Source organism: Amycolatopsis thailandensis (genome assembly GCF_002234405.1).
GTDB lineage: Bacteria > Actinomycetota > Actinomycetes > Mycobacteriales > Pseudonocardiaceae > Amycolatopsis > Amycolatopsis thailandensis.
In genome coordinates this window covers 79,029-100,203 of sequence record NZ_NMQT01000060.1, presented here as the reverse complement: position 1 = coordinate 100,203, position 21,175 = coordinate 79,029, and the positions used below count along the sequence as shown (strand labels likewise).

Genomic DNA, 21,175 nt, shown 5'->3' with positions numbered 1-21,175 from the left:
TCAGCCTACGGGTACGTTGGAGAGGGTGCGATTGATCTTCACTTCTCTGGTGAGTCATGGTCATCTCTATCCCCTACTACCGCTCGCCGTCGCCGCCCGCGACGCCGGGCACGACGTCCTGTTCGCCACCGGTGACGAGATGCTGCCGGTCGTCGAAAAGGCCGGTCTCGTCGCGGAAAGCGCCGGATTCGGCATGCACGCGGCGTTCGTTTCGTTCTTCGGCCCCGATGCCGAGCCGCGGGCCACGGACGGCCCGCCCGAATCGTTTTATCCCGTTATCGGGGAAGTGTTCGGAAATGTCCTGCCGCGGCGGTTCGTCGCCGATCTCGAGCCGTTGCTCGAGCGGCATCGGCCGGATCTCGTCGTGTACGAAAGCGGCAACGCCGGTGGCGCCATCGCCGCCCGTCTCGCCGGTATCCCCGCGATCGGGCACGGTTTCGGCCGGTTCTCGCCGGGCGAGGTCATCGACGTCATCAACGGCCGCCTCGCGGAATTCGCCGGGGAGGTCGGTTTCGAAGGCGTGGAGCTGCCTTCGTTCGGCGACCCGGTCGTCGACATCTGCCCGGAATCGGTGCAGGCGCCGGACTTCCTGGCCGGCGCGAACCGGATTCCGTTGCGGCCGGTCAGCTGGGCCGAGCCCGGGGATCTCCCGGCGGGCGTGGCCGGACGGGACAAGAGCCGTCCACTGATCTACCTCACCCTCGGCACCGCTTTCGGTGACGAAGGCGTGCTCAAGCGGGCCATCGGAGGCCTGGCGGGGATCGACGCGGACGTCATCGTCGCGGCCGGTCCGACGGTGGATCCGGCGGGACTGGGCGACGTCCCCGGCAATGTCCGTGTCGAGTCGTGGGTGCCGCAGGCCGACCTCCTGCCGCACGCGGACCTCGTGGTCCACCACGGTGGCAGCGGGACGACGCTGGGCGCGTTCGGCACCGGGCTGCCGCAGCTGGTGCTTCCGCAGGGGGCGGATCAGTTCACGAACGCCGAGGCCGTCGTCGCGGCCGGAGTGGGCGCGCAGCTGATCGGGGCCGACGCCACGAAGGACGCGATTCACGAGCAGGCGCGCAAGCTGCTCGCCGACGACGCTGTCCTCGGCGCGGCACGGAAACTCGCCGACGAGGTCGCGGCGATGCCGTCGCCGGCGGAGGTCGCTCAGCGGCTTCCCGAGTTCGCGGGCTGAGTCTCCCTGGATGTCATGAAAGGGTCTTTCAGGACGTTTTTCGTCCTGAAAGACCCTTTCATGACACTTCTCAGGCGCGGGTGACGAGTTCCTTGAGGAGAGTGCCCATGCGGGTGGCGGACTGCCGTCCAGCTTCCAGGACCTCTTCGTGGTTCAGCGGTTCCCCGGTCATCCCGGCCGCCAGGTTGGTCACCAGCGAAAGCCCGAACACCTCGACCCCGGCGGCGCGTGCGGCGATGGCCTCCAGCACTGTCGACATGCCGACGAGGTCGGCGCCGAGCGTCCGCAGCATGTGGATCTCCGCCGGGGTCTCGAAATGCGGCCCGGTGAGTCCCGCGTAGACACCCTCTTCCAGCGAAGGGTCGATCTCGCGCGCGAGGTCGCGCAGCCGCTTCGAGTAGAGGTCCGTCAGGTCGACGAAGTTCGCGCCGACGATCGGCGAGCGCGCGGTCAGGTTCAGGTGGTCCGAGATCAGCACCGGCTGCCCGACGCGGAAGCCCTCGCGCAGGCCACCGGCCGCGTTGGTCAGCAGCACCGTCTTGGCGCCGGCGGCCGCGGCGGTGCGCACGTTGTGCACGACCGGGTCGATGCCCTTGCCCTCGTAGAAGTGCGTGCGGCCCAGCATGATCAGCGCGCGCTTCTCGCCGACGCGGACCGACCGGGCGGTTCCCCCGTGCCCGACCGCGCCCGGCGCGACGAATCCGGGCAGTTCGCCCAGCGGGATCTCCGCCTCGGGCTCCCCGATGACGTCCGCCGCCGGGCGCCAGCCCGAACCGAGCACGACGGCGATGTCGTGCTTCTCGACGCCGGTGCGCTCGGCGATGGCGGCGGCCGCCGCGACCTCGTTCTCACTCATGCGACGAGCGTATCCGGACGGTTCGCACGAGCAGGAACGCCACCAGCCCGAACGGGGACAGGAAGATCGTGAGCGCCAGGATCGGGCCCGTCACCAGCGGATGGATCCGGTGCTCGCGGGATTCGAGGTACATCCACCGCGCGATGAACAGGTCGAAGGCGATCAGGTGCGCCCAGATCGTGGCCGCCCCGTACGGCGTGCCGGTGAACGCGCTGAGCACGTCCAGGTCCGGCCTGCTGACCGCCGTCCAGAGCTCGCCGAGGTGCGCGACGGCGAGCACGAAGTACGGGATCAGCGGCAGGAGCGGTACCCAGGGCGAGAACATGATCCGGCGGGTCCACGACCAGCCCGGCAGGAAGATCATCAGCAGCCAGAACGGCGTCGTCAGCGGGAAGGTCCAGGTGAACAGGGTCTCGACGCTCATCGGACGGAAACCTCCAGCTCCCGGTCCTTCGCCGGCCGCCGGATCGCGATTAGCCCGCTAAAGGCGACGCCCGCGATGAGCAGGGCGAAGGCGGTCAGCGTCTGGCCGTCGGGGGCGACGATGGACTGGCCGCGCAGCGCCTGCCAGGTCAGCAGCGCGAGAAGACCCGCGTACCCGACACCGGCGATCACGACCAGGCGCAGCCGGACGACGTCGTCGCGCAGCCGCGGGTAGCGCGCGGCCAGGACGCCGAGGGCGAGCGCGAGCAGCGGCAGCGCCTGGAGTCCGTGCAGACCGAGGAAATGCGGGATCCGCAGGTCGCCGCCGACCGTGCTCCAGCCGAGGATCGGCAGGCCGGGGCCGCCGTCGGGGAGGCCGACGGTGTGCGCGCCGATCATCGCGGACTGGCCGGTCTTCTCGAGCATGGCCTGCTGTTCCGGGGTGGGGCCGGTCATCAGCGTCGCCAGCGAGATCCCGATCGTGCCGAGGATCGCGCCGATCCTGGCCGCCCATCGCGTCGCGCGGTCGGGGAGCCGGGTGAACATGACGGCGACCGTCAGGACGAGGTTGACCATCCACAGCGCGGCGACCATCCCGCCCATGGTCTGGAAGATCGTGTTGTCCAGCGGGGTCGCGTTGTTGAAGTGGCTCGCGCGGACGCGGGCGGCCTGGAACACCATCAGCACGTACTCGGCCGAGAAGATCACGACGAGCACGTTCGTCAGCACGCTCGCCGTGCGCCGGAACTTCGGCAGCAGCGTGACGAGCCAGCTCCAGCTGAAGAAGTACAGCGAGCCGGAGACGGCGAATTTGAACGGTTTCGCCCAGATCGGCGCGCCTTCCAGTGTCCGCTGGTCGATCAGCATGGCCAGGACGCACAGCGCGGTGATCACGGCGAAGGCCTGGCCGCAGCGATACGAACCACGGTGCCAGGTGCGGGTTCTGTCACGGAGATCGGTCAAGATGGTCATGGTCCCTCCCAGAATGGATAGTCAAGCTCTCCGTTATGGGAAGCTAAACTATCCATCCTGAGAAGTCTTCAGGGAAGACCCTGGAACCGTCCCCGAGATCGGAGAGCTCACACGTGCGGATGGCGGAGCTGAGTGAAAAAGCCGGGGTCCCGGTCGCCACGATCAAGTACTACCTGCGGGAAGGGCTGCTCCCGGCGGGTGAGCGGACCAGTCCCAACCAGGCGAAGTACGACGAGGGGCATGTCCAGCGGATCAAGCTGATCAGGGCGCTGATGGACGTCGGCGGCCTCTCGCTCGCGACGGTCGGCGAGGTGCTCGCCGCGGTCGACGCCGGGAAGGAAAGCCCGCACCGCATCCTCGGCATCGCCCAGCAGGGCATCACGAGCACGCGTCAGGCCGTCGACGAGGAAAGCCGGGAATGGGCGCTCGCCACGGTCCGCGACCTCGCCGAGCGGCGCGACTGGCCCTGCAAGGAGGACGACGACCTGGTCATCCAGGCCCTCGTCGGCGTCCTGTGCGCGATCCGGGAGGTCGGGCACGGCTGGTACCTCGACAAACTCGACGACTACGCGGAGATCGCCGACCGGACCGCCGACCTGGACCTCGAAGGCATCGCCGGGATCGAGTCACTGGAGCGGATCATCGAGGTCGCCGTCGTCGAGACCGTCCTCGGGGACAGGCTGCTCTCGGTGCTTCGCAGGCTGGCGCAGCAGCGCGCGTCGAAGGCGTACTTCGCGCGGCAGGCCGTCGACGGGGGCTGAAGGGGACTTTCCCCTCATCTCATGCGGTGAAGGGCGCTTTCCCCACGTCGGACGCGGGGAAAGTCCCCTTCAGCCGCGGCAGGCTCCGCCCGGCTAGCCGTCGACGATGAGCGACAGCGCGACGTGGTGCGGTGGTCGTGCCGACGCCTTGCCGCATGTTGTGAAAGCCACTTTCGCAACCTTCAACGTTGCGAAAGTGGCTTTCACAACATGCCGGCTGGAGGGGCGACGGGAAGCCTCCGGCCACTGTGGCTGTCGGTGCGCTGGGACGAAACGTGGTGATCACGAAGGTAGTGAAGGCCTCCTTCCTTACCTTCAGAGTAGGCGAGGAGGCCTTCACGGATCGGAACCGCGACCAAGCGCGGCTAGCCGTCGACGATGAGCGACAGCGCGACGGGTTCGAAGACCGCTGTCTTCGCCGAGGTCTCCTGCTCGATCGGCGAGGTCACCGAAAAGATCCACAGATCCGAGCCCCCGCTGAACAGGTCCATGAACGTCGTACGCCGCGCGGTGTCGTTCGTGGCGTCCCTGGTCGCGGCGCCGCGCTCGGTCGTCCGGTAGGTGTAGCGCATGCTGCTGTCGCCCCGGCCGGGCACGGTGGACGGCTCGCCGATCGGGTCGATGTCCGGGTGCTGCGTCTTCAGCCAGCTGAAGTAGGCGGGCGGCGGGCGCTCGGCCAGAAAACCGCTCAGCCGCTCGATCCGGATGACCTGGCGGCCGTCGGGCGAGACGTACTGGACCACGGTGCTCGGTACACCCTGGGTGATGTGCGGCGCGGTGAACTTCTGCCAGCCCTCCGGCACGCCGATGGTGAACCGGCCGCCCTTGAGGCCGTTCACCGTACTGGCGTCACCCTGCTGCGTGATCAGTTTCGGCGGCGCCTGCGTGACGATCGTGTCGCCCTGCCGCAGTTCTTCCGGCGGCCGCAGATCCTGCCCGCCGACCGTCCTGGCCAGCACGAACCCGCCTCCCGCCGCCAGCAGGAAGACGATCACCGACGCGAAAGCCAGCAGTACGGTGCCCGCCGCGGACCGGCCCGGCGGGCGGGGCGGCAGCGGGACGACGGTCGGCATCGGCGGGAGTTCGGCCGGCGGTGCGGGTGCCGCGGCGGGCTGGTTCAGGAACGGCAGCGGTCCGGGGTCGGCGGCGAGTTCGGAACTCGTGCCCTCGCCCGGCTTCTCCGGCGCGACCGGCTTGATCACCTGGGTGTCGGTCGCGTCGAGATGCGCGGTGGTCTTCTTGCCGTCCGGCGTGTGGAACAGCTCGGCGGGGAAGAGGTCGATCAGCGTCTTGGCCTGCAACGGATACAGGCGGCGCCGCACTTCGCGCAGCGCGATCCGCTTCGACGGCTCCTTCTTCATGAGCGCGCCGATGACGTCGGCCAGCGGGCCGGGGCCGGGCTTCGGCACCTTCCCGTTGACGACCTTGCCGACGGTTTCGAGCGGGTCGCCGTCGGCGTCGTAGGGCGGTGAGCCTTCGATGGCGGCGAACAGCGTCGCGCCGAGTCCCCACAGGTCGGCGGCCGGCACGACCGCGCCGCCCGAGGCGACCTCGGGCGCGATGTAGGCGGGGGAGCCCAGCATCATCCCGGTGCGGGTCATGGTGGCTTCGGAGACGTTGCGCGCGATGCCGAAGTCGGTGAGCTTGATCCGGCCGTCCCCGGCGACCAGGACGTTCCCCGGTTTGACGTCACGGTGGGTGATCCCGGCGGCGTGCGCGGCTTCGAGCGCGGACGCCACCGCGATGCCGACGGCCGCCGCCTGTTCGACCGTCAGCGGCCCGTGGTCGCGCAGGATGTGCGCGAGGCTGCGCGACGGCAGCAGCTCCATGACGACGAAGGGTTCGTCGTTCTCGCGCGCGACGTCGTGCAGGATGATCACGTTCGGGTGACTCAGGACGGCGATCGCCCGGGCTTCGCGCAGGGTGCGTTCGCGCAGTTCGTCGGCCTGCGAGGTCGGGACGCCGGGCGGCATCCGTACCTCTTTGACCGCGACCGGTCGGTGCAGGAACTCGTCGTAGGCCGACCAGACCGTGCCCATCGATCCCGAGCCGATCACCGAGCGCAACCGATATCGCCCGGCGACGACACGCTTCTCTTCGCCGGGGCTCTCGGGGGACTCGGTGGTGTCGGACGGCACGGCCCAATTGTGTCGTATGCCCCCGTGGCGGCCCTATGCGCCGTCACCCTTCCGGCGCGACTAGCGTCACAGGTAGGGGCAGTTGCGGGCCGTTAGCATCGTTGGTTATGACGGAAGTGGCCGAGACGGAGTCAGTGCCGACCCCCGACGCGCCTGACGAGCTGAAGCTCGCGGCCGAGTTCCCGGAAGCGAGCCGGGAGCAGTGGCGGGAGCTCGTCGCCGGAGTGCTGCGCAAGAGCGGCGCGATCGGGGAGGACTTCGAAGGCCTGCCCGAAAGCAAGCTGGTCACGCGGACTTACGACGGCCTGGAGATCCAGCCGCTCTACACCGCCGAAGACACCGTCGAGGGAACCGGCTTCCCCGGTCTTCCGCCGTTCGTGAGAAGCGCCCGGCCCGAGGGCTCGGTGACGACGGGCTGGGACATCCGCGCCCGGTACGCCCGCCGCGACGCCAAGGTCACCAACACCGCGATCCTCGCCGACCTCGAAGGCGGCGTCAGCTCGATCTGGCTGCGCGCCGGCGCGACCGGGGTCCCCGTCGCCGAGCTGGGCGACGCGCTGAACGAGGTCTACGTCGACCTGGCGCCCGTCACCCTCGACGCGGGCGAGGACTACGAAGCCGCCGCGAACGAGTTGTTCACCCTCTTCGCCGAACGCGAGATCCCGGCGAGCGCGGTCACCGCGACCCTCGGCGCCGACCCGATCGGACTGACCGCGCGCACCGGCACGGCGCATCCCCTCGCGCCCGCCGCGCGGCTGGCGGCACGGGTCGCGAAGAGTCACCCGAAGGTGCGGACGATCGTCGCCGACGGCCTGCCGTTCCACGAGGCCGGCGGCTCGGACGCGCAGGAGCTCGGCGCGGCCATCGCGGCGGGCGTCGCGTACCTGCGGGCGCTCACCGAAGCGGGGCTCGACGTCGACACCGCGGCCGCGCAGCTCGAGTTCCGACTCGCCGCCACGGCCGACCAGTTCCTCACGATCGCCAAGTTCCGCGCCGCGCGCCGCCTGTGGGCCCGCGTCACCGAGGTCTCCGGCGGGAAGGGGGCGGGCATGCGGCAGCACGCGGTCACCTCGCCCGCGATGCTGACCCAGCGCGACCCGTGGGTGAACATGCTGCGGACCACGCTCGCCTGTTTCGGCGCCGGGGTCGGCGGCGCGGACGCGATCACCGTCCTCCCGTTCGACGCCGCGATCGGCCAGCCGGACGCGTTCTCCGCGCGGATCGCGCGCAACACGCACGCCGTCCTGCTGGAGGAGTCCAAACTGGCCGGTGTCATCGACCCGGCGGGCGGTTCTTGGTACGTCGAGAACCTCACCGAGGACCTGGCCCAGGCCGCGTGGCGCGAGTTCACCGCGATCGAGGCGGCGGGCGGGATCGAGGCCGAACTGGCCTCCGGCGCGCTGGCCGGACGTCTCGCCGAGACCTGGGAAAAGCGGTCGAAGCGGATCGGGACGCGTCGCGATCCGATCACCGGCGTCAGCGAATTCCCCAACCTGACCGAGAAAACGGTCGTCCGTGACGCCGTCGAAGACGTGCCTGGCGGCGGCCTGCCCCGGTACCGGTACGCCGAGGCCTTCGAGGCCCTGCGGGACCGGGCGGACGCGCATCCCAGCCGTCCCCGCGTCTTCCTCGCCACGCTCGGCCCGGTCGCGGCGCACACCGGGCGGGCGAGTTTCGCGGCGAACCTGTTCCAGGCGGGCGGGATCGAGGCGGTGAACCCCGGTGCCCCGGAGGACATCGTCGCGGAATTCCGCGCCAGCGGAACGACGATCGCCTGCCTCTGCGGCAGCAACACCTCCTACGCGGAGGAAGCGGACAGCGTCGCGAAGGCCTTGAAGGAAGCGGGCGCCACATCGGTGCTTCTCGCCGGTAATCCCGGCGACCACCCGGACGTCACGGGCTACCTCTTCACCGGCTGCGACGCCCTCGAAGTCCTGACCGGCACGTTGAACGAGCTCGGAGTGCAGTGATGACCATCCCGAACTTCGCCGGTGTCGACCTCGGCAGCCCGGACCCGGCCGACCGTCCTCAGTGGACCGAAGCACTGCACGCCGCCACCGGCAAGGGCCCCGACGCGCTCGCGTGGGAGACGCCGGAGGGCATCGGCGTCAAACCGGTCTACACCGCCGACGATCTGTCCGGAGTGGACTTCCTCGGGACCTATCCCGGCGTCGCGCCCTATCTGCGCGGCCCGTACCCGACGATGTACGTCAACCAGCCGTGGACCATCCGCCAGTACGCGGGTTTCTCCACCGCCGAGGAGTCGAACGCCTTCTACCGCCGCAACCTCGCCGCCGGGCAGAAGGGCCTCTCGGTCGCCTTCGACCTCGCGACGCACCGCGGCTACGACTCCGACCACCCGCGCGTCGCCGGTGACGTCGGCATGGCGGGCGTCGCGATCGACTCCATCTACGACATGCGCCAGCTCTTCGACGGCATCCCGCTGGACAAGATGAGCGTTTCGATGACCATGAACGGCGCCGTCCTGCCGGTGCTCGCGCTGTACGTGGTCGCGGCCGAGGAACAGGGTGTCTCGCCGGACAAGCTGGCCGGGACCATCCAGAACGACATCCTCAAGGAGTTCATGGTCCGCAACACCTACATCTACCCGCCGCAGCCGTCGATGCGGATCATTTCGGACATCTTCTCGTTCACCTCGCGGAACATGCCGAAGTACAACTCGATCTCCATCTCCGGCTACCACATGCAGGAAGCCGGGGCGACCGCCGATTTGGAGCTGGCGTACACGCTCGCGGACGGCGTCGAGTACATCCGCTCCGGTGTCGACGCGGGGCTCGACGTCGACAAGTTCGCGCCGCGCCTGTCCTTCTTCTGGGCGATCGGGATGAACTTCTTCATGGAGGTCGCGAAACTCCGCGCGGCCCGGCTGCTGTGGGCGAAGCTGGTGAAGGGCTTCGAGCCCAAGTCGCAGAAGTCGCTTTCGCTGCGGACCCACTCGCAGACCTCGGGCTGGTCGCTGACCGCGCAGGACGTCTACAACAACGTCGTCCGCACCTGTGTCGAGGCGATGGCGGCGACCCAGGGCCACACGCAATCGCTGCACACCAACGCCCTCGACGAGGCGCTCGCGCTGCCGACGGACTTCTCCGCCCGCATCGCGCGGAACACGCAGCTGTTGCTCCAGCAGGAATCCGGCACCACGCGCGTCATCGACCCGTGGGGCGGCAGCGCGTTCGTCGAGAAGCTGACCTACGACCTCGCCCGCAAGGCGTGGGGCCACATCAGCGAGGTCGAGCGGGCGGGCGGCATGGCGAAGGCGATCGACGCCGGCATCCCGAAGCTGCGCATCGAGGAAGCCGCCGCGCGGACGCAGGCGCGGATCGACTCCGGCCGTCAGCCGGTGATCGGCGTCAACAAGTACCAGGTCACGGACGACGAGCAGATCGACGTGCTCAAGGTCGACAACGCGGGCGTGCGCGCGCAGCAGCTGGAGAAGCTGAGGCGGCTGCGCGAGGAGCGCGACGAGGACGCGACGCAGGACGCGCTGCGGCGGCTCACGGCGGGTGCCCAGTCCGACGGCAACCTGCTCGCGCTGGCCATCGACGCCGCCAGGGCGAAGGCCACGGTCGGCGAGATCTCCGACTCGCTGGAGAAGATCTGGGGGCGGCACTCCGGCCAGATTCGTACCATCTCCGGTGTGTACCGCGAGGAGGTCGGCAAGGCCGAGAACGTCGAGCAGGCGCGCGAGCTGGTCGAGAAGTTCGCCGAGGAGGAAGGCCGTCGTCCCCGGATCCTGGTCGCGAAGATGGGCCAGGACGGCCACGACCGCGGCCAGAAGGTGATCGCGACCGGCTTCGCCGACATCGGGTTCGACGTCGACGTCGGCCCGCTGTTCTCCACCCCCGGCGAGGTCGCGCGGCAGGCGATCGAGGCGGACGTGCACGTCATCGGCGTTTCGTCGCTGGCCGCCGGGCACCTCTCGCTGGTCCCCGCGCTGCGTTCCGAGCTCGCCGACCAGGGCCGCGAGGACATCATCGTCGTGGTCGGCGGCGTCATCCCGCCGCAGGATTACGAGGAGCTGCGCGCGGCCGGCGCGGCGGCGATCTTCGGTCCCGGCACGGTCATCGCCGACGCGGCGATCGACCTCATCGGACAGCTGACCGCCCAGGAGTCCTGACCTTGCCGCGCAAGATCGACGTCGGCGAGCTGGCCAAGGGCGTCCTCGGGGGTGACCGCGGGGTGCTTTCGCGGGCGATCACGCTCGTCGAATCCAACCGCGAAGACCACCGGGCGCAGGCTCAGGAACTGCTCGTCGAGCTGCTTCCGCACGCGGGTGGCGCGCAGCGGGTCGGCATCACCGGCGTGCCCGGTGTCGGCAAGTCGACCTTCATCGACCAGCTCGGCACGGACCTGACCGAAGCCGGGCACAAGGTCGCCGTGCTGGCCGTCGACCCGTCGTCGACGCGGACCGGCGGCTCGATCCTGGGCGACAAGACCCGGATGGCGCGGCTCGCGGTGGACCCGAAGGCGTTCATCCGCCCTTCGCCCACTTCGGGCACGCTCGGCGGTGTCGCGCGCGCGACCCGCGAGACCATCGTGCTGATGGAGGCGGCCGGGTACGACATCGTGCTGGTCGAGACGGTCGGGGTCGGGCAGTCCGAGGTGACCGTGGCGAACATGGTCGACTGCTTCCTGTTCCTGACCCTGGCCCGCACCGGCGACCAGTTGCAGGGCATCAAGAAGGGCGTTCTCGAACTCGCGGACGTCATCGCGGTCAACAAGGCCGACGGCGACCACGAGCGCGACGCGAAGCGCGCGGCCCGTGAGCTGTCCGGCGCGCTGCGGATGATCTACGGGCGCGACGCCGAGTGGACCCCGCCGGTGCTGACGTGCAGCGCGCTCACCGACGTCGGGCTCGACGAGGTGTGGGCCGAAATCGGCCGTCACCGCGACGTGCTGACCGCGTCCGGTGAACTCGACGGGCGGCGACGGCGGCAGCAGGTCGAGTGGACCTGGTCGATGGTCCGCGAACAGCTGCTCGGGCGCCTCGCGGCGCATCCGGACGTGCGAGCGGTCGTTCCCGACGTCGAACGGGCGGTCCGGGACGGTGAACTGACTCCGACGCTGGCCGCTCAACGGATTCTGGAGGCGTTCTCCGGTCCTCCGCGTGGCGGCTGACGCGGGAAGGCGGCAGAGTGCAGAATCTAAGGCGCATTCTGCCGACGAAAGGGAGTCATGCCTACAAGGTCTCGTCTCGGGCGGCTGGCCGGACTGGTCGCCGCCGGGCTGATCGTCTGCGCGCCCGCCGCGCAGGCTGTGGAGATCCAGGCGCCCGCGCCGGCGATCGCGCAGGCAGCGACCGTGCAGGACACGCTGCGGCAGCCTCCGCCGGGGCCGGTGCTCGACCCCGCCGAGACCGACAAGGCCAACAGCCAGGAGACCAAACACAAGATCATCGCGGGCGTCGCCGCGGCGATCCTGCTGGGCCTGGTGATCCTCGGCCGTCGCTCGCGCTCCAAGAAAAAGAAGTCCTGAACCGCTACCCGTAAGTAGAAGGACTCTCCGCTTAGCCCGGGCCGAACTCCTCGTAGCCGTTCATCGCAGATCCACTACCGGCCATCTCCGGCTCGATCACTCGACGAGCGGCTTGTCATCTGCATGGTGCACGATCTATCGCAAATGCGTATCACAGATCGAACGGCACCCAGCGTGCCTTCAGCGGCCACCCGTACGGTGGTAGACGAAGGCAACAGTGTTGCGGGAGGAGGTGCGGCGTGACCGTGCTCGACTCACGACCGGACATTCCAGGCGACCCCGAGGGTCGCGTTGTTGCCCCTATAGAGGCGTCCACCGCGCTGATTTCCGAGGCCGGCGTCAGCATGGCACCTGTGCATGATCTGGGCGCCGGGCGCGGCCCTTTCTGGCTCGACGACTGGCTCCGCGCGAACGCCACCGACGTCCTCGCGTGGCGTCGGCACATCCACGCGCACCCGGAGCTCTCCCGCCACGAGTTCGCCACGACCGAAATGGTCATGTCCCTGCTCCGCTCGGTGGGGCTCAAGCCATGGGTGCTGCCTTCGGGCACCGGAGTGGTCTGCGACATCGGCAGCGGTGACCGCTGTGTCGCGCTCCGCGCCGACATGGACGCCCTGCCGCTGACCGAGGCCACCGGGCTCCCGTACGCCTCCCAGACCGAAGGCGCCGCGCACATGTGCGGGCACGACGCGCACACCGCGATCCTGCTGGGCGCGGCGCGGGCGCTGGCCGGTGCGCCGGAGCTGCCGGGACGCGTGCGGCTCATCTTCCAGCCCGCCGAGGAGGTCATGCCCGGCGGCGCGCTGGACATGATCGCCGCCGGCGCGATGGAAGGCGTCGAGCGGATCTACGGGCTGCACTGCGACCCGCGGCTCGAGGTCGGCAAGGTCGGTCTGCGCGAAGGCGCGCTGACCTCGGCCGCCGACCTCATCGAGCTGCGGCTCACCTCGCCGGGCGGGCACACCTCGCGGCCGCATCTGACCGCGGACCTGGTGCACGCGCTCGGCACGGTGATCACGTCGCTGCCCGCGGTCCTTTCGCGGCGCGTCGACCCGAGGTCCGGGACCGTCCTGGTCTGGGGCGCGGTGCACGCCGGGCAGGCCGCGAACGCCGTCCCGCAGGACGGGGTGCTGCGCGGCACGCTCCGGACGGCGGACCACGAGGTCTGGACGATGCTGGAGCCGCTCGTCGCGTCTTCGGTGGAGTCGCTGCTCGCGCCGACCGGCGTCGGGTTCTCCCTCGACTACCGCCGCGGGGTGCCGCCGGTCGTCTCCGACCCGGAGTCGCACGCGTTGATGCGGGCCGGTGTCGAAGCCGCGCTGGGCGAGGACGCCGTGGCGGGGACCGAGCAGTCGTCCGGTGGCGAGGACTTCGGGTGGTACCTGGAGCACGTCCAGGGCGCCTTCGCGCGTCTCGGCGTGTGGCCCGGTGAAGGCCCGATGGCCGACATCCACCGCCCGACCTTCACCCTCGACGAGCGTTCGCTCCTGTGCGGGGTCCGCACCCTGGTCCACACCGCCCTGGCCACCCTGGCCTGAGTTCCGCCTCCAATCACGCGAGTCACGTCTCCAATCACGCGAGTTCCGGCTTCAATCACGCGAGTTCCGTCTCTGTGCACGGATGTTCGCCCTATCGGGTCCGAACATCCGTGCACAGAGTTATCCACAGCTCGGACAAGTTATCCACAGCTGTCGAATCACCCCTTCCCAAGGCCGGTTCGATCTTCGATTCTCGAAGACGTGATCAACTGGGGAGGACGTCATGGGGCCGTCTCGCGTGGCGAGGCGGACAAGATCTTGGGGCGACGAGCCGTCGTCAAAGGCCTGGCGGCTGGTGTGCTGGCTCAGCCGTGGCGAGGCGTGATCGTCCATGCGGCGGATCTGCTCAAGTTGCCGACTCTGGCACAGGCGGCGCTGCTCGCGGTCGGCCCGCCCGCGGTGCTTTCCGGCGCCACATCTCTTGCCCTACATGGGATTTCGGCCGCTGAGAGCACAGTGGTCCACCTGACCGTCCCCTACTCGAGACGGGTCGAATCGAGGTCGGGGCTCGTGGTGCACAGGGCGGAATTTCACCCGTCCGATGTGCTCGAACTGGACGAGCTTCCAGTGTTCTCGTTGGACCGCGCGCTGGCCGACCACCTCTGCGACGGCGACAAGCGAACGGCGTTCGCCGCGCTCGAAGAGGCGCTGCACAACCTCGCGCCGGACCATCGGGGCATCCTGCACACCAACGTCCGGGATCGCATCATCGACCGTCGCGATCGGCGAGGTATCCACAGGGCACAGATGCTGCTCGCACTCGCCACGGGCGAGGCCGAATCGCCGCCGGAGAGCATCCTTCGGTTGATCGTCGTGGAGGGAGGGCTGCCGATACCGGTCGGCCAGTACGAGATCCACACCGTCGACGGGCGGAGGCTGTACGTGCTCGACCTCGCGTGGCCCGAGCTGCGCATCGCCCTGGAGTACGACGGCTACGCCGCTCATGAGGGCAGGCAGGGCTACGACGCTGAGCGCGATGCCCGAATGGCGGCCCGCGGGTGGATCACGATCCGCGCGACGGCGGCCGATCTGCGGGATCCACGACGGTTGCTGGCCGAGTTGCGGGGTGCGTTCGAGCGCCGAACAGCGCGACCCGCGTGATCAGAGCCGGGACTCGTGTGCTTGGAGGCGGAACTCGCGTGATTGGGGGCGGGACTCGCGTGATCAGCCGGAGATGCCCTGGCAGGGGCGGGTGCGGAGCGCGTCGACGTAGTCTGCGGGCGCTCCGGCCGTCTCGGCCGCGTCGGCCAGAACGCCGAGATAGCGCGCCGACGGGAGGCCGCCCTCATAGGCGTCCAGGACGTAGAGCCACGCCAGCACGGAGCCGTCCATGGTCTGTACGCGGAGCCGGATCTTGGAGTGGATGCCCAGCTCGCCGCCTTCCCAGCGGTCGAGGTTGGGCTCGTCCAGCGACGTGACGTCGTACAGCACGACGAAGACCCGGGAGCCCGGGTCTTCGACGATGGTCGCCAGCGCGCCTTCCCAGCCGAGGTCTTCGCCGCCGAAGGTCAGTCTCCAGCCCTCCAGCCAGCCGGTGCCGGCCATGGGCGAGTGCGGAGCGCGCTCCAGCATCTGGGCGGGCTCCATATTGGATCCATACGCGGCATACAACGGCACGGTGACAGAGTAGCGACCCGCCGGTCACCCGGCTGGACGCACATGCCGTGTCCGGCCACTCAATCCGCCCAGCGGTCGCCCGCGTACGGTAAACGCAGTCACAGACACCGCTGCGAGGAGGAGACCAGTGACCAAGATCGTGATCATGGGCGGAGGCCCCGCCGGTTACGAAGCGGCACTGGTCGCGGCCCAGCACGGAGCCGACGTCACCATCGTCGAACGCGACGGTCTCGGTGGCGCTTGCGTGCTCTACGACTGTGTCCCGTCGAAGACGTTCATCGCCTCCTCCGGCGCGCTCGCGAACATGCACGACCTGCGTGAGCTCGGGATCAACACCGACATGGCCGACACCAGCGTCGACCTGCCGACCGTCCACGGCCGCGTGAAGGGCCTCGCGCTCGCGCAGTCCGCCGACATTCGCGCCCGTGTCCAGCGCGAGGGTGTCCGCGTCGTCATCGGCCAGGCCCGCTTCGACGACGAAGAGGCCGGGCTCGCCACGCACAAGGTCGCCGTCACCTTGCACGACGGCTCGACCGAGGTGCTCGACGCCGACGTCGTCCTCATCTCCACCGGCGCCACCCCGCGCGTGCTGCCCGGCGCCGTACCGGACGGCGAGCGCATCCTCGATTGGCGTCAGCTCTACGACCTGCGCGAGCTGCCCGAGCACCTGGCCGTCATCGGTTCGGGTGTCACCGGCGCCGAATTCGCCTCGGCCTACACCGAGATGGGCGTCAAGGTCACCGTCGTCTCCAGCCGCGACCGCGTGCTCCCGCACGAGGACGCCGACGCCGCCGCCGTGCTCGAAGAGGTCTTCTCGCAGCGCGGCACCACGGTCGCCAAGCAGGCCCGCGCCGACAAGGTCGTGCGGACCGAAAAGGGCGTCGAGATCCACCTCGCCGACGGCCGCGTGATCGAAGCCAGCCACGCGCTGATGACCGTCGGTTCGGTGCCCAACACCACCGACATCGGCCTGGAGAAGGTCGGCATCGAGGCAGGCCCCGGCGGCTTCATCGGCGTCGACCGCGTTTCCCGCACCAGTGCGCCCGGCATCTACGCCGCCGGTGACTGCACCGGGGTGCTCATGCTCGCCTCCGTGGCCAGCATGCAGGGCCGCATCGCGATGTGGCACGCGCTCGGCGAGGGTGTCGCGCCGATCAAGCTCAAGACCGTCGCCGCCAACGTGTTCACCCACCCCGAGATCGCGACCGTCGGCATCAGCCAGCAGGCGATCGACTCGGGTGAGGTGCCCGCCCGCACCATCATGCTCCCGCTCGCGACGAACGCCCGCGCGAAGATGGAAGGCCTGCGACGCGGTTTCGTGAAGCTGTTCTGCCGCCCCGCCACCGGCGTGGTCGTCGGTGGGGTGGTCGTGGCGCCGAACGCGAGCGAACTCATCCTTCCCATCGCGCTCGCCGTCCAGAACCAGCTCACAGTGGAACACCTGGCACTGACATTTTCGGTGTACCCGTCGCTCTCGGGATCGATCACCGAGGCGGGCCGTCAGCTGATGCGGCACGACGACTTGGACTGATCTTCGTCGTCCGAGCAACCATCGCGGGGGTGCCCGCGTCTAGCGCGTGTCGGTGTTTCGTTGACAGCTAGGGGTTTTTCGTGGTTCGCAGGAGTGTCGTCGGAGTGGTGGCGATCGGTGCGGCGTTGCTGGCGGGTCCGGCGACCGGTCTCGCTCAGCAAGCGCAACCCCAGCCCGATCCCGGCGGTGTCACGGTGCAGCTCAACGACAACACGGCCTACGACCTGGGGCTCGTCAACAAGTACGTGCACGGCGACGCGAACGTGGCGCTGGCGCAGTGCCCCGGCGGCGAGGGCCTGAAGGCGCCGGCGTCGACGACGTTCTCTTCGCCGGTGTTGAGCATCGGGAAATACGACTACGGGCCGCTCATCGGCGTCCCGGCGAACGTCAGCGCCGAGGTCGAGCTCAAGAAGGGCACCGCGCCCGGTAGCTACCCGCTGACCGTCAACTGCAACGGAAAGTCTTATACGGCAACGTTTTCGGTACCTGCCCGACAGGTGAGCGCGGTGCCGTCCGGTTCCGCGCACGCGGGTGACGGCAGTATGGCTTCCTGAAAAGGGGGTAATCGCATGAAGCGCGCCATTCTGTTCACCGCCGGTACGGTCGCCGGTCTGCTTCTCCTCGCTCCGAGTGCCGTTCTCGCGACCTCTCCGTCTCCGGCGGGAAATGCCAAGCCGCTGAGCCTCTCGCCGGCCAAGGGGCGGCCCGGCGACCAGATCCGGCTGAACTTCCGGTGCGACAGCGGCCCGAAGGTCAGTTCGTCGGCACTCGCCGTCGACCGCGTGAAGTGGTCCGCGACGGTCAAGAACATCAAACCGGGCAAGTACCCGGTCACCTTGACCTGCCGGGGGCGGAAGTCGACCGTCATCTTCACGGTGCTCGCCAAGCAGGTCGCGAAGGTGCCGACCGGTGCCGTGCGGGCAGGCGGGGAATAGCGATCGCGATCATTTCGTGACCTGGGCGGGCAACCGGCGGGGCGGGTTCGAGCGTATGGCAGGCGTGGGGGTGAACGACGAGCCGGTCCCGGTCTGGGGGCCGGGACCGGTCTCGTGCCGCTTCCTCGAGGGGTGGACATGAAGTCGACATGGATTCGGGGGCGAGGGGCGCCGCTGGCGCTCGCCGTCGTCCTGCTGGCCGTTCTGGTGACGCTGGCGTTCGTGCTGTCCGGTCCGGGGGAGATCGGACAGGCGGCGCCGCCGGGGGACGTGAGCCAGGCGGAGACGCCGCCGGCCGAACAGGGGGTGCCCGCCGACGGGGGGACGGTCGTCGAAGGGATGCCGAAGGCCGATCCCGTCTCGATCGACGTGCCGAAGATCGAGGCGAAGTCCAGCCTGGTCCCGCTCGGGCTCAACGCGGACAACACCGTCGAGGTGCCGCCGGTGACCCGGCCGATGCAGGCGGGCTGGTACGAGAACGGGCCGACCCCGGGGGAGGTCGGGCCTTCGGTGATCCTCGGGCACGTGGACGGGAACAAGCAGAAGGGCATCTTCTTCCGGCTGAAGGAGCTGGCGCCCGGCGACAAAGTCTCGGTCGGCCGAAAGGACGGCACGACGGCCGAGTTCGCGGTCACGAAGGTCGAGCGGGTGGCGAAGGACAAGTTCCCCACCGACGCCGTCTACGGCGACACGACCGCGCCGGAACTGCGCCTCATCACCTGCGGCGGGGTCTTCGACAAGGCGTCGCGCAACTATCTCGACAACATCATCGTTTTCGCTCGGCTGATCGCGAGGTGAGGTCCATGATCAAGTTCCGGTCCGTCCTGGTGGTGGTGTGCGGAGCGGTCCTGGCCGCGCCGGCGGTCGCGCTCGCGCAGGACGTCTCGGCCCCGCCGACGACGTCGTTCACGCCGCCGCCGATGCAGTACCCGTTCATCGCGGTTTCGCCGTCGAAATCGAAGGCGGGAGAAGACGTCTTGGTTTCCGTCGGCTGCCCGGTCGCCGATCTCGGCGAGGTGAAATCGATGGTGCTGGACCGCGTCGGGAAGTTCGAGGTCACCTCGGAGGGCCCGGTGATCCAGGGCGCCGTCGCGCATATCGGCGACAAGGCGCGTCCGGGTTTCTACGCGGTCACGGCCATCTGCAAGACGAAGACGGTGACGATCAACCTCGAAGTGGCGGCCGTCCCGACTTCGTCTTCGTCGGGCAAACCGCCGAAACCTACTGTCTCCACAGGGAAACCGGTGCCGCCCGGGTCTTCGGTGGCTCCGGTCAAGCCGGGGGCGGGGCGGCAGGTTTCGAAGATTCCGGTGGGGGCGCCGCAAACCGGTGGTGGCCCTTTCTCGTGAGTGGCTAGGACGGTTAGAACCGTCCTAGCCACTCACGAGTCTTTTGCTTTCGAAAGGCAACCGATTCCCTTTCCCGAGGGTGTTCCTGATGCGAGGGCTCGCACTGAGGGAGAAAGATCATGGGAATCAAGGGAATCGTCGCGGGCGCGGGTCTGCTCGCGATGACGGCGGGGGTGGTCATCGCCCCGCAGGCGTCGGCGACCGCGCCGCCACCGAAGCTCTGGGTCAGCCCGGCGAAGGTCGCGCCCGGACAGGCGCTGGAGTTCACCGCCAGCTGTTATGGCACGCGCACCGCGGTGACGTCACCGGGGCTGGCCGGTCCGGTCACGCTCGAAAACCGGCCGGGCTCGGGAAACCAGGCGCCGTACCTCGGGCACGGGAAAGCGGCCGGGAAGGTCGGTAAGTTCAAGGCGAGTTTCCACTGCGACGGCGGGCCGAACCTGCCCGCCGCCAGCGGCACGGCGACCGTCGAGTTCGAGATCGTCTGCCTGCCGGCCACGACGCCGCCTTCGAACACGCCGCCGTCGAGCAGCAAACCGCCGTCGAGCAGCAACCCGCCGTCCAGCAGCAAGCCGCCTTCTTCGAGCAGCGAACCGCCGTCCAGTAGCCAGTCGTCGAGCGAGGGTGCCGTCGTCCCGGCCGCGCTGACGAAGCCGTGCGTGACGCCGTCACCGGGCGGGACGTCTCCGGGCAAGACACCGCAGGTGAAGGTCAAGCCCGCGGGTGCGCCGCAGACCGGTGGCGGCGCTTTCGGCTGACCTCGGAACGCTGAACGCGTAAATCCGTGAAGGCCTCCTTTCCTACTCTCAAGGTAGGGAAGGAGGCCTTCACGGACCGCGGGGATCAGCGAGCGAGGGTCAGTCTTCGCCCTCGACCCAGTCGAAGGTCTTCGTGACGGCCTTCTTCCAGTTGCGGTACTCGGACTCGCGGCGGGTCTCGTCCATCGACGGGTCCCACTGCTTGTCCTGCGCCCAGTTGTTGCGGATGTCGTCCTCGCTCTTCCAGAAGCCCACCGCGAGACCGGCCGCGTAGGCCGCGCCCAGCGCGGTGGTCTCGTTGACCACCGGGCGGATCACGGGCACGCCGAGGATGTCGGCCTGGAACTGCATGAGCAGCTCGTTGACGACCATGCCGCCGTCGACCTTCAGCGACTTCAGCGGGACGCCGGAGTCGGCGTTCATCGCGTCGATCACCTCGCGCGACTGGAACGCCGTCGCCTCCAGGACCGCTCGCGAGATGTGCCCCTTGTTGACGAACCGGGTGAGGCCGACGATCGCGCCGCGGGCGTCGGAGCGCCAGTACGGGGCGAAGAGGCCCGAGAACGCCGGAACGAAGTACGCGCCGCCGTTGTCCTCGACGCTGCGGGCGTGCTGCTCGACCTCGGCCGCGGAGCCGATCAGGCCGAGGTTGTCCCGCAGCCACTGCACGAGCGAACCGGTGACCGCGATCGACCCTTCGAGCGCGTACACCGTGTCGTTCGAGCCGATCTTGTAGCAGACCGTGGTGAGCAGCCCGTTGTCCGACATTACCTTCTCGGTGCCCGTGTTGAGCAGCATGAAGTTGCCGGTGCCGTAGGTGTTCTTCGCTTCACCCGGCGAGAGGCACGCCTGCCCGAAGGTCGCCGCCTGCTGGTCGCCCAGGATGCCCGAGATCGGGACCCCGGCCAGCGCGCCTTTCTCGCGGACCTTGCCGTAGGTCTCCGAGGACGACCGGATCTCCGGCAGCATCGCCAGCGGGATGGTCATCTCCTCGGCGATCTCGGCGTCCCAGGCCAGCGTGTCGAGGTCCATGAGCATGGTCCGCGACGCGTTGGTCGGGTCGGTGACGTGCACGCCGCCGTCGACCCCGCCGGTCATGTTCCACAGCACCCAGGTGTCCATGTTGCCGAAGAGCAGGTCACCCGCTTCGGCCCTGGCGCGGGCGCCGTCAACGTTGTCGAGGATCCACTTGATCTTCGGTCCGGAGAAGTAGGTCGCCAGCGGCAGGCCCACCTTCGCGCGGTAACGCTCCTGGCCGCCGCCGAGGGCGCCGAGATCGCTGACGATCTTGTCGGTGCGGGTGTCCTGCCAGACGATCGCGTTGTACACCGGCTTGCCGGTGGTGCGGTCCCAGACGAGGGTGGTCTCGCGCTGGTTGGTGATACCGACCGCGACGACGTCGCTGGCGACCAGGTCGCCCTTGGCGAGCGCGCCCGCCGCGACGGCCCGCGTGTTCTCCCAGATCTCCTCGGCGTTGTGCTCGACCCAGCCCGCCTTCGGGAAGATCTGCTCGTGCTCCCGCTGGTCGACGGCGACGACCCGGCCGGAGTGGTCGAAGATCATGCAGCGGGTCGACGTGGTGCCCTGGTCGATCGCGGCTACGTACGAAGTCATCGAAAAC

Annotated in this window: 20 protein-coding genes; 14 read left to right on the top strand and 6 right to left on the bottom strand. The window is 69.2% G+C overall.

What is annotated here, in order from left to right; genetic code table 11:
* The first annotated feature begins 25 nt into the window (after window positions 1–25).
* Complete coding sequence (locus CFP71_RS17560) at window positions 26–1,180, top strand: glycosyltransferase (RefSeq protein ID WP_093934933.1); 1,155 nt, start codon at window positions 26–28, stop codon at window positions 1,178–1,180.
* A 70-nt stretch (window positions 1,181–1,250) separates the two neighbouring features.
* Here CFP71_RS17560 and CFP71_RS17555 read toward each other — a convergent pair whose 3' ends face one another.
* Genes CFP71_RS17555 through CFP71_RS17545 form a run of 3 tightly spaced genes read right to left on the bottom strand, consistent with a single transcriptional unit; the run spans window position 1,251 to window position 3,431 of the window.
* Complete coding sequence (locus CFP71_RS17555) at window positions 1,251–2,036, bottom strand: purine-nucleoside phosphorylase (protein ID WP_093934932.1); 786 nt, start codon at window positions 2,034–2,036, stop codon at window positions 1,251–1,253.
* Window positions 2,029–2,460 (bottom strand): ABA4-like family protein, encoded by a 432-nt coding sequence (locus CFP71_RS17550; RefSeq protein ID WP_093934931.1) that lies wholly within the window; start codon window positions 2,458–2,460, stop codon window positions 2,029–2,031. Before CFP71_RS17550 ends, CFP71_RS17555 begins: the two co-directional genes overlap by 8 nt.
* Window positions 2,457–3,431, bottom strand: coding sequence for a hypothetical protein (locus CFP71_RS17545; RefSeq protein WP_093934930.1), 975 nt, complete (start codon window positions 3,429–3,431; stop codon window positions 2,457–2,459). The genes CFP71_RS17550 and CFP71_RS17545 overlap by 4 nt, the downstream gene beginning before the upstream one ends.
* Window positions 3,432–3,550: 119 nt before the next feature.
* On the opposite strand from CFP71_RS17545, the gene CFP71_RS17540 reads away from it, so the two are divergent.
* A complete protein-coding gene (locus CFP71_RS17540; protein WP_093934929.1) occupies window positions 3,551–4,192 on the top strand; it encodes a MerR family transcriptional regulator in 642 nt (213 codons plus the stop codon).
* A gap of 365 nt (window positions 4,193–4,557) precedes the next feature.
* On the opposite strand, the gene CFP71_RS17535 is transcribed toward CFP71_RS17540, so the two are convergent.
* Window positions 4,558–6,330 carry a serine/threonine-protein kinase gene (locus tag CFP71_RS17535; protein ID WP_093934928.1) on the bottom strand — a complete coding sequence of 591 codons (1,773 nt, stop codon included), beginning with the start codon at window positions 6,328–6,330 and terminating at the stop codon, window positions 4,558–4,560.
* A 107-nt stretch (window positions 6,331–6,437) separates the two neighbouring features.
* Here CFP71_RS17535 and CFP71_RS17530 point away from each other — a divergent pair, with 107 nt between their 5' ends.
* From CFP71_RS17530 to CFP71_RS17505, 6 genes are all read left to right on the top strand, one after another.
* The gene (locus CFP71_RS17530; RefSeq protein ID WP_093934927.1) at window positions 6,438–8,300 is read left to right on the top strand and encodes a methylmalonyl-CoA mutase family protein; all 1,863 of its coding nucleotides are present in this window, start codon (window positions 6,438–6,440) and stop codon (window positions 8,298–8,300) included.
* Window positions 8,300–10,468 carry a methylmalonyl-CoA mutase gene (gene scpA, locus CFP71_RS17525; RefSeq protein ID WP_093934974.1) on the top strand — a complete coding sequence of 723 codons (2,169 nt, stop codon included), beginning with the start codon at window positions 8,300–8,302 and terminating at the stop codon, window positions 10,466–10,468. Before CFP71_RS17530 ends, scpA begins: the two co-directional genes overlap by 1 nt.
* Window positions 10,469–10,470: 2 nt before the next feature.
* A complete protein-coding gene (gene meaB / locus CFP71_RS17520; protein WP_093934926.1) occupies window positions 10,471–11,469 on the top strand; it encodes a methylmalonyl Co-A mutase-associated GTPase MeaB in 999 nt (332 codons plus the stop codon).
* A gap of 57 nt (window positions 11,470–11,526) precedes the next feature.
* A complete protein-coding gene (locus CFP71_RS17515; RefSeq protein ID WP_093934925.1) occupies window positions 11,527–11,826 on the top strand; it encodes a hypothetical protein in 300 nt (99 codons plus the stop codon).
* A gap of 239 nt (window positions 11,827–12,065) precedes the next feature.
* Complete coding sequence (locus CFP71_RS17510; RefSeq protein ID WP_093934924.1) at window positions 12,066–13,364, top strand: amidohydrolase; 1,299 nt, start codon at window positions 12,066–12,068, stop codon at window positions 13,362–13,364.
* Window positions 13,365–13,622: 258 nt separating this feature from the next.
* Complete coding sequence (locus CFP71_RS17505) at window positions 13,623–14,465, top strand: DUF559 domain-containing protein (protein WP_093934973.1); 843 nt, start codon at window positions 13,623–13,625, stop codon at window positions 14,463–14,465.
* Between the two features lie 63 nt (window positions 14,466–14,528).
* Here CFP71_RS17505 and CFP71_RS17500 read toward each other — a convergent pair whose 3' ends face one another.
* Window positions 14,529–14,981 (bottom strand): gamma-glutamylcyclotransferase family protein, encoded by a 453-nt coding sequence (locus tag CFP71_RS17500; protein ID WP_208635977.1) that lies wholly within the window; start codon window positions 14,979–14,981, stop codon window positions 14,529–14,531.
* Window positions 14,982–15,108: 127 nt separating this feature from the next.
* Between CFP71_RS17500 and CFP71_RS17495 the strand changes: the two genes are divergently transcribed.
* The 6 genes from CFP71_RS17495 to CFP71_RS17470 all read left to right on the top strand — a co-directional run bounded on the left by CFP71_RS17495 (window position 15,109) and on the right by CFP71_RS17470 (window position 19,554).
* Window positions 15,109–16,512, top strand: a complete 1,404-nt coding sequence (locus CFP71_RS17495) for an NAD(P)H-quinone dehydrogenase (RefSeq protein WP_093934922.1) — start codon at window positions 15,109–15,111, stop codon at window positions 16,510–16,512.
* 104 nt (window positions 16,513–16,616) lie between these two features.
* Window positions 16,617–17,066, top strand: a complete 450-nt coding sequence (locus CFP71_RS17490) for a hypothetical protein (RefSeq protein ID WP_093934921.1) — start codon at window positions 16,617–16,619, stop codon at window positions 17,064–17,066.
* A gap of 15 nt (window positions 17,067–17,081) precedes the next feature.
* On the top strand, window positions 17,082–17,447 hold the full coding sequence (locus tag CFP71_RS17485) for a hypothetical protein (RefSeq protein ID WP_093934920.1): 366 nt from the start codon (window positions 17,082–17,084) through the stop codon (window positions 17,445–17,447).
* 138 nt (window positions 17,448–17,585) lie between these two features.
* Window positions 17,586–18,245 carry a class F sortase gene (locus CFP71_RS17480; RefSeq protein WP_093934919.1) on the top strand — a complete coding sequence of 220 codons (660 nt, stop codon included), beginning with the start codon at window positions 17,586–17,588 and terminating at the stop codon, window positions 18,243–18,245.
* 5 nt (window positions 18,246–18,250) lie between these two features.
* Window positions 18,251–18,796 carry a hypothetical protein gene (locus CFP71_RS17475; protein WP_093934918.1) on the top strand — a complete coding sequence of 182 codons (546 nt, stop codon included), beginning with the start codon at window positions 18,251–18,253 and terminating at the stop codon, window positions 18,794–18,796.
* A 119-nt stretch (window positions 18,797–18,915) separates the two neighbouring features.
* Window positions 18,916–19,554 carry a hypothetical protein gene (locus CFP71_RS17470; RefSeq protein WP_208635976.1) on the top strand — a complete coding sequence of 213 codons (639 nt, stop codon included), beginning with the start codon at window positions 18,916–18,918 and terminating at the stop codon, window positions 19,552–19,554.
* Between the two features lie 99 nt (window positions 19,555–19,653).
* Here the strand turns inward: CFP71_RS17470 and glpK are convergent, their stop codons facing one another.
* Window positions 19,654–21,168 (bottom strand): glycerol kinase GlpK, encoded by a 1,515-nt coding sequence (gene glpK / locus CFP71_RS17465; protein ID WP_093934917.1) that lies wholly within the window; start codon window positions 21,166–21,168, stop codon window positions 19,654–19,656.
* Window positions 21,169–21,175 lie beyond the last annotated feature (7 nt).

Bases quoted from the DNA above. Each gene is read 5' to 3' on its own strand.
- CFP71_RS17550 (WP_093934931.1), bottom strand. From the start codon at position 2,460: ATGAGCGTCGAGACCCTGTTCACCTGGACCTTCCCGCTGACGACGCCG.
- CFP71_RS17555 (WP_093934932.1), bottom strand. From the start codon at position 2,036: ATGAGTGAGAACGAGGTCGCGGCGGCCGCCGCCATCGCCGAGCGCACC.
- CFP71_RS17530 (WP_093934927.1), top strand. From the start codon at position 6,438: ATGACGGAAGTGGCCGAGACGGAGTCAGTGCCGACCCCCGACGCGCCT.
- CFP71_RS17485 (WP_093934920.1), top strand. From the start codon at position 17,082: ATGAAGCGCGCCATTCTGTTCACCGCCGGTACGGTCGCCGGTCTGCTT.
- CFP71_RS17480 (WP_093934919.1), top strand. From the start codon at position 17,586: ATGAAGTCGACATGGATTCGGGGGCGAGGGGCGCCGCTGGCGCTCGCC.
- CFP71_RS17515 (WP_093934925.1), top strand. From the start codon at position 11,527: ATGCCTACAAGGTCTCGTCTCGGGCGGCTGGCCGGACTGGTCGCCGCC.
- glpK (WP_093934917.1), bottom strand. From the start codon at position 21,168: ATGACTTCGTACGTAGCCGCGATCGACCAGGGCACCACGTCGACCCGC.
- CFP71_RS17545 (WP_093934930.1), bottom strand. From the start codon at position 3,431: ATGACCATCTTGACCGATCTCCGTGACAGAACCCGCACCTGGCACCGT.
- scpA (WP_093934974.1), top strand. From the start codon at position 8,300: ATGACCATCCCGAACTTCGCCGGTGTCGACCTCGGCAGCCCGGACCCG.
- CFP71_RS17470 (WP_208635976.1), top strand. From the start codon at position 18,916: ATGGGAATCAAGGGAATCGTCGCGGGCGCGGGTCTGCTCGCGATGACG.
- CFP71_RS17475 (WP_093934918.1), top strand. From the start codon at position 18,251: ATGATCAAGTTCCGGTCCGTCCTGGTGGTGGTGTGCGGAGCGGTCCTG.
- CFP71_RS17540 (WP_093934929.1), top strand. From the start codon at position 3,551: ATGGCGGAGCTGAGTGAAAAAGCCGGGGTCCCGGTCGCCACGATCAAG.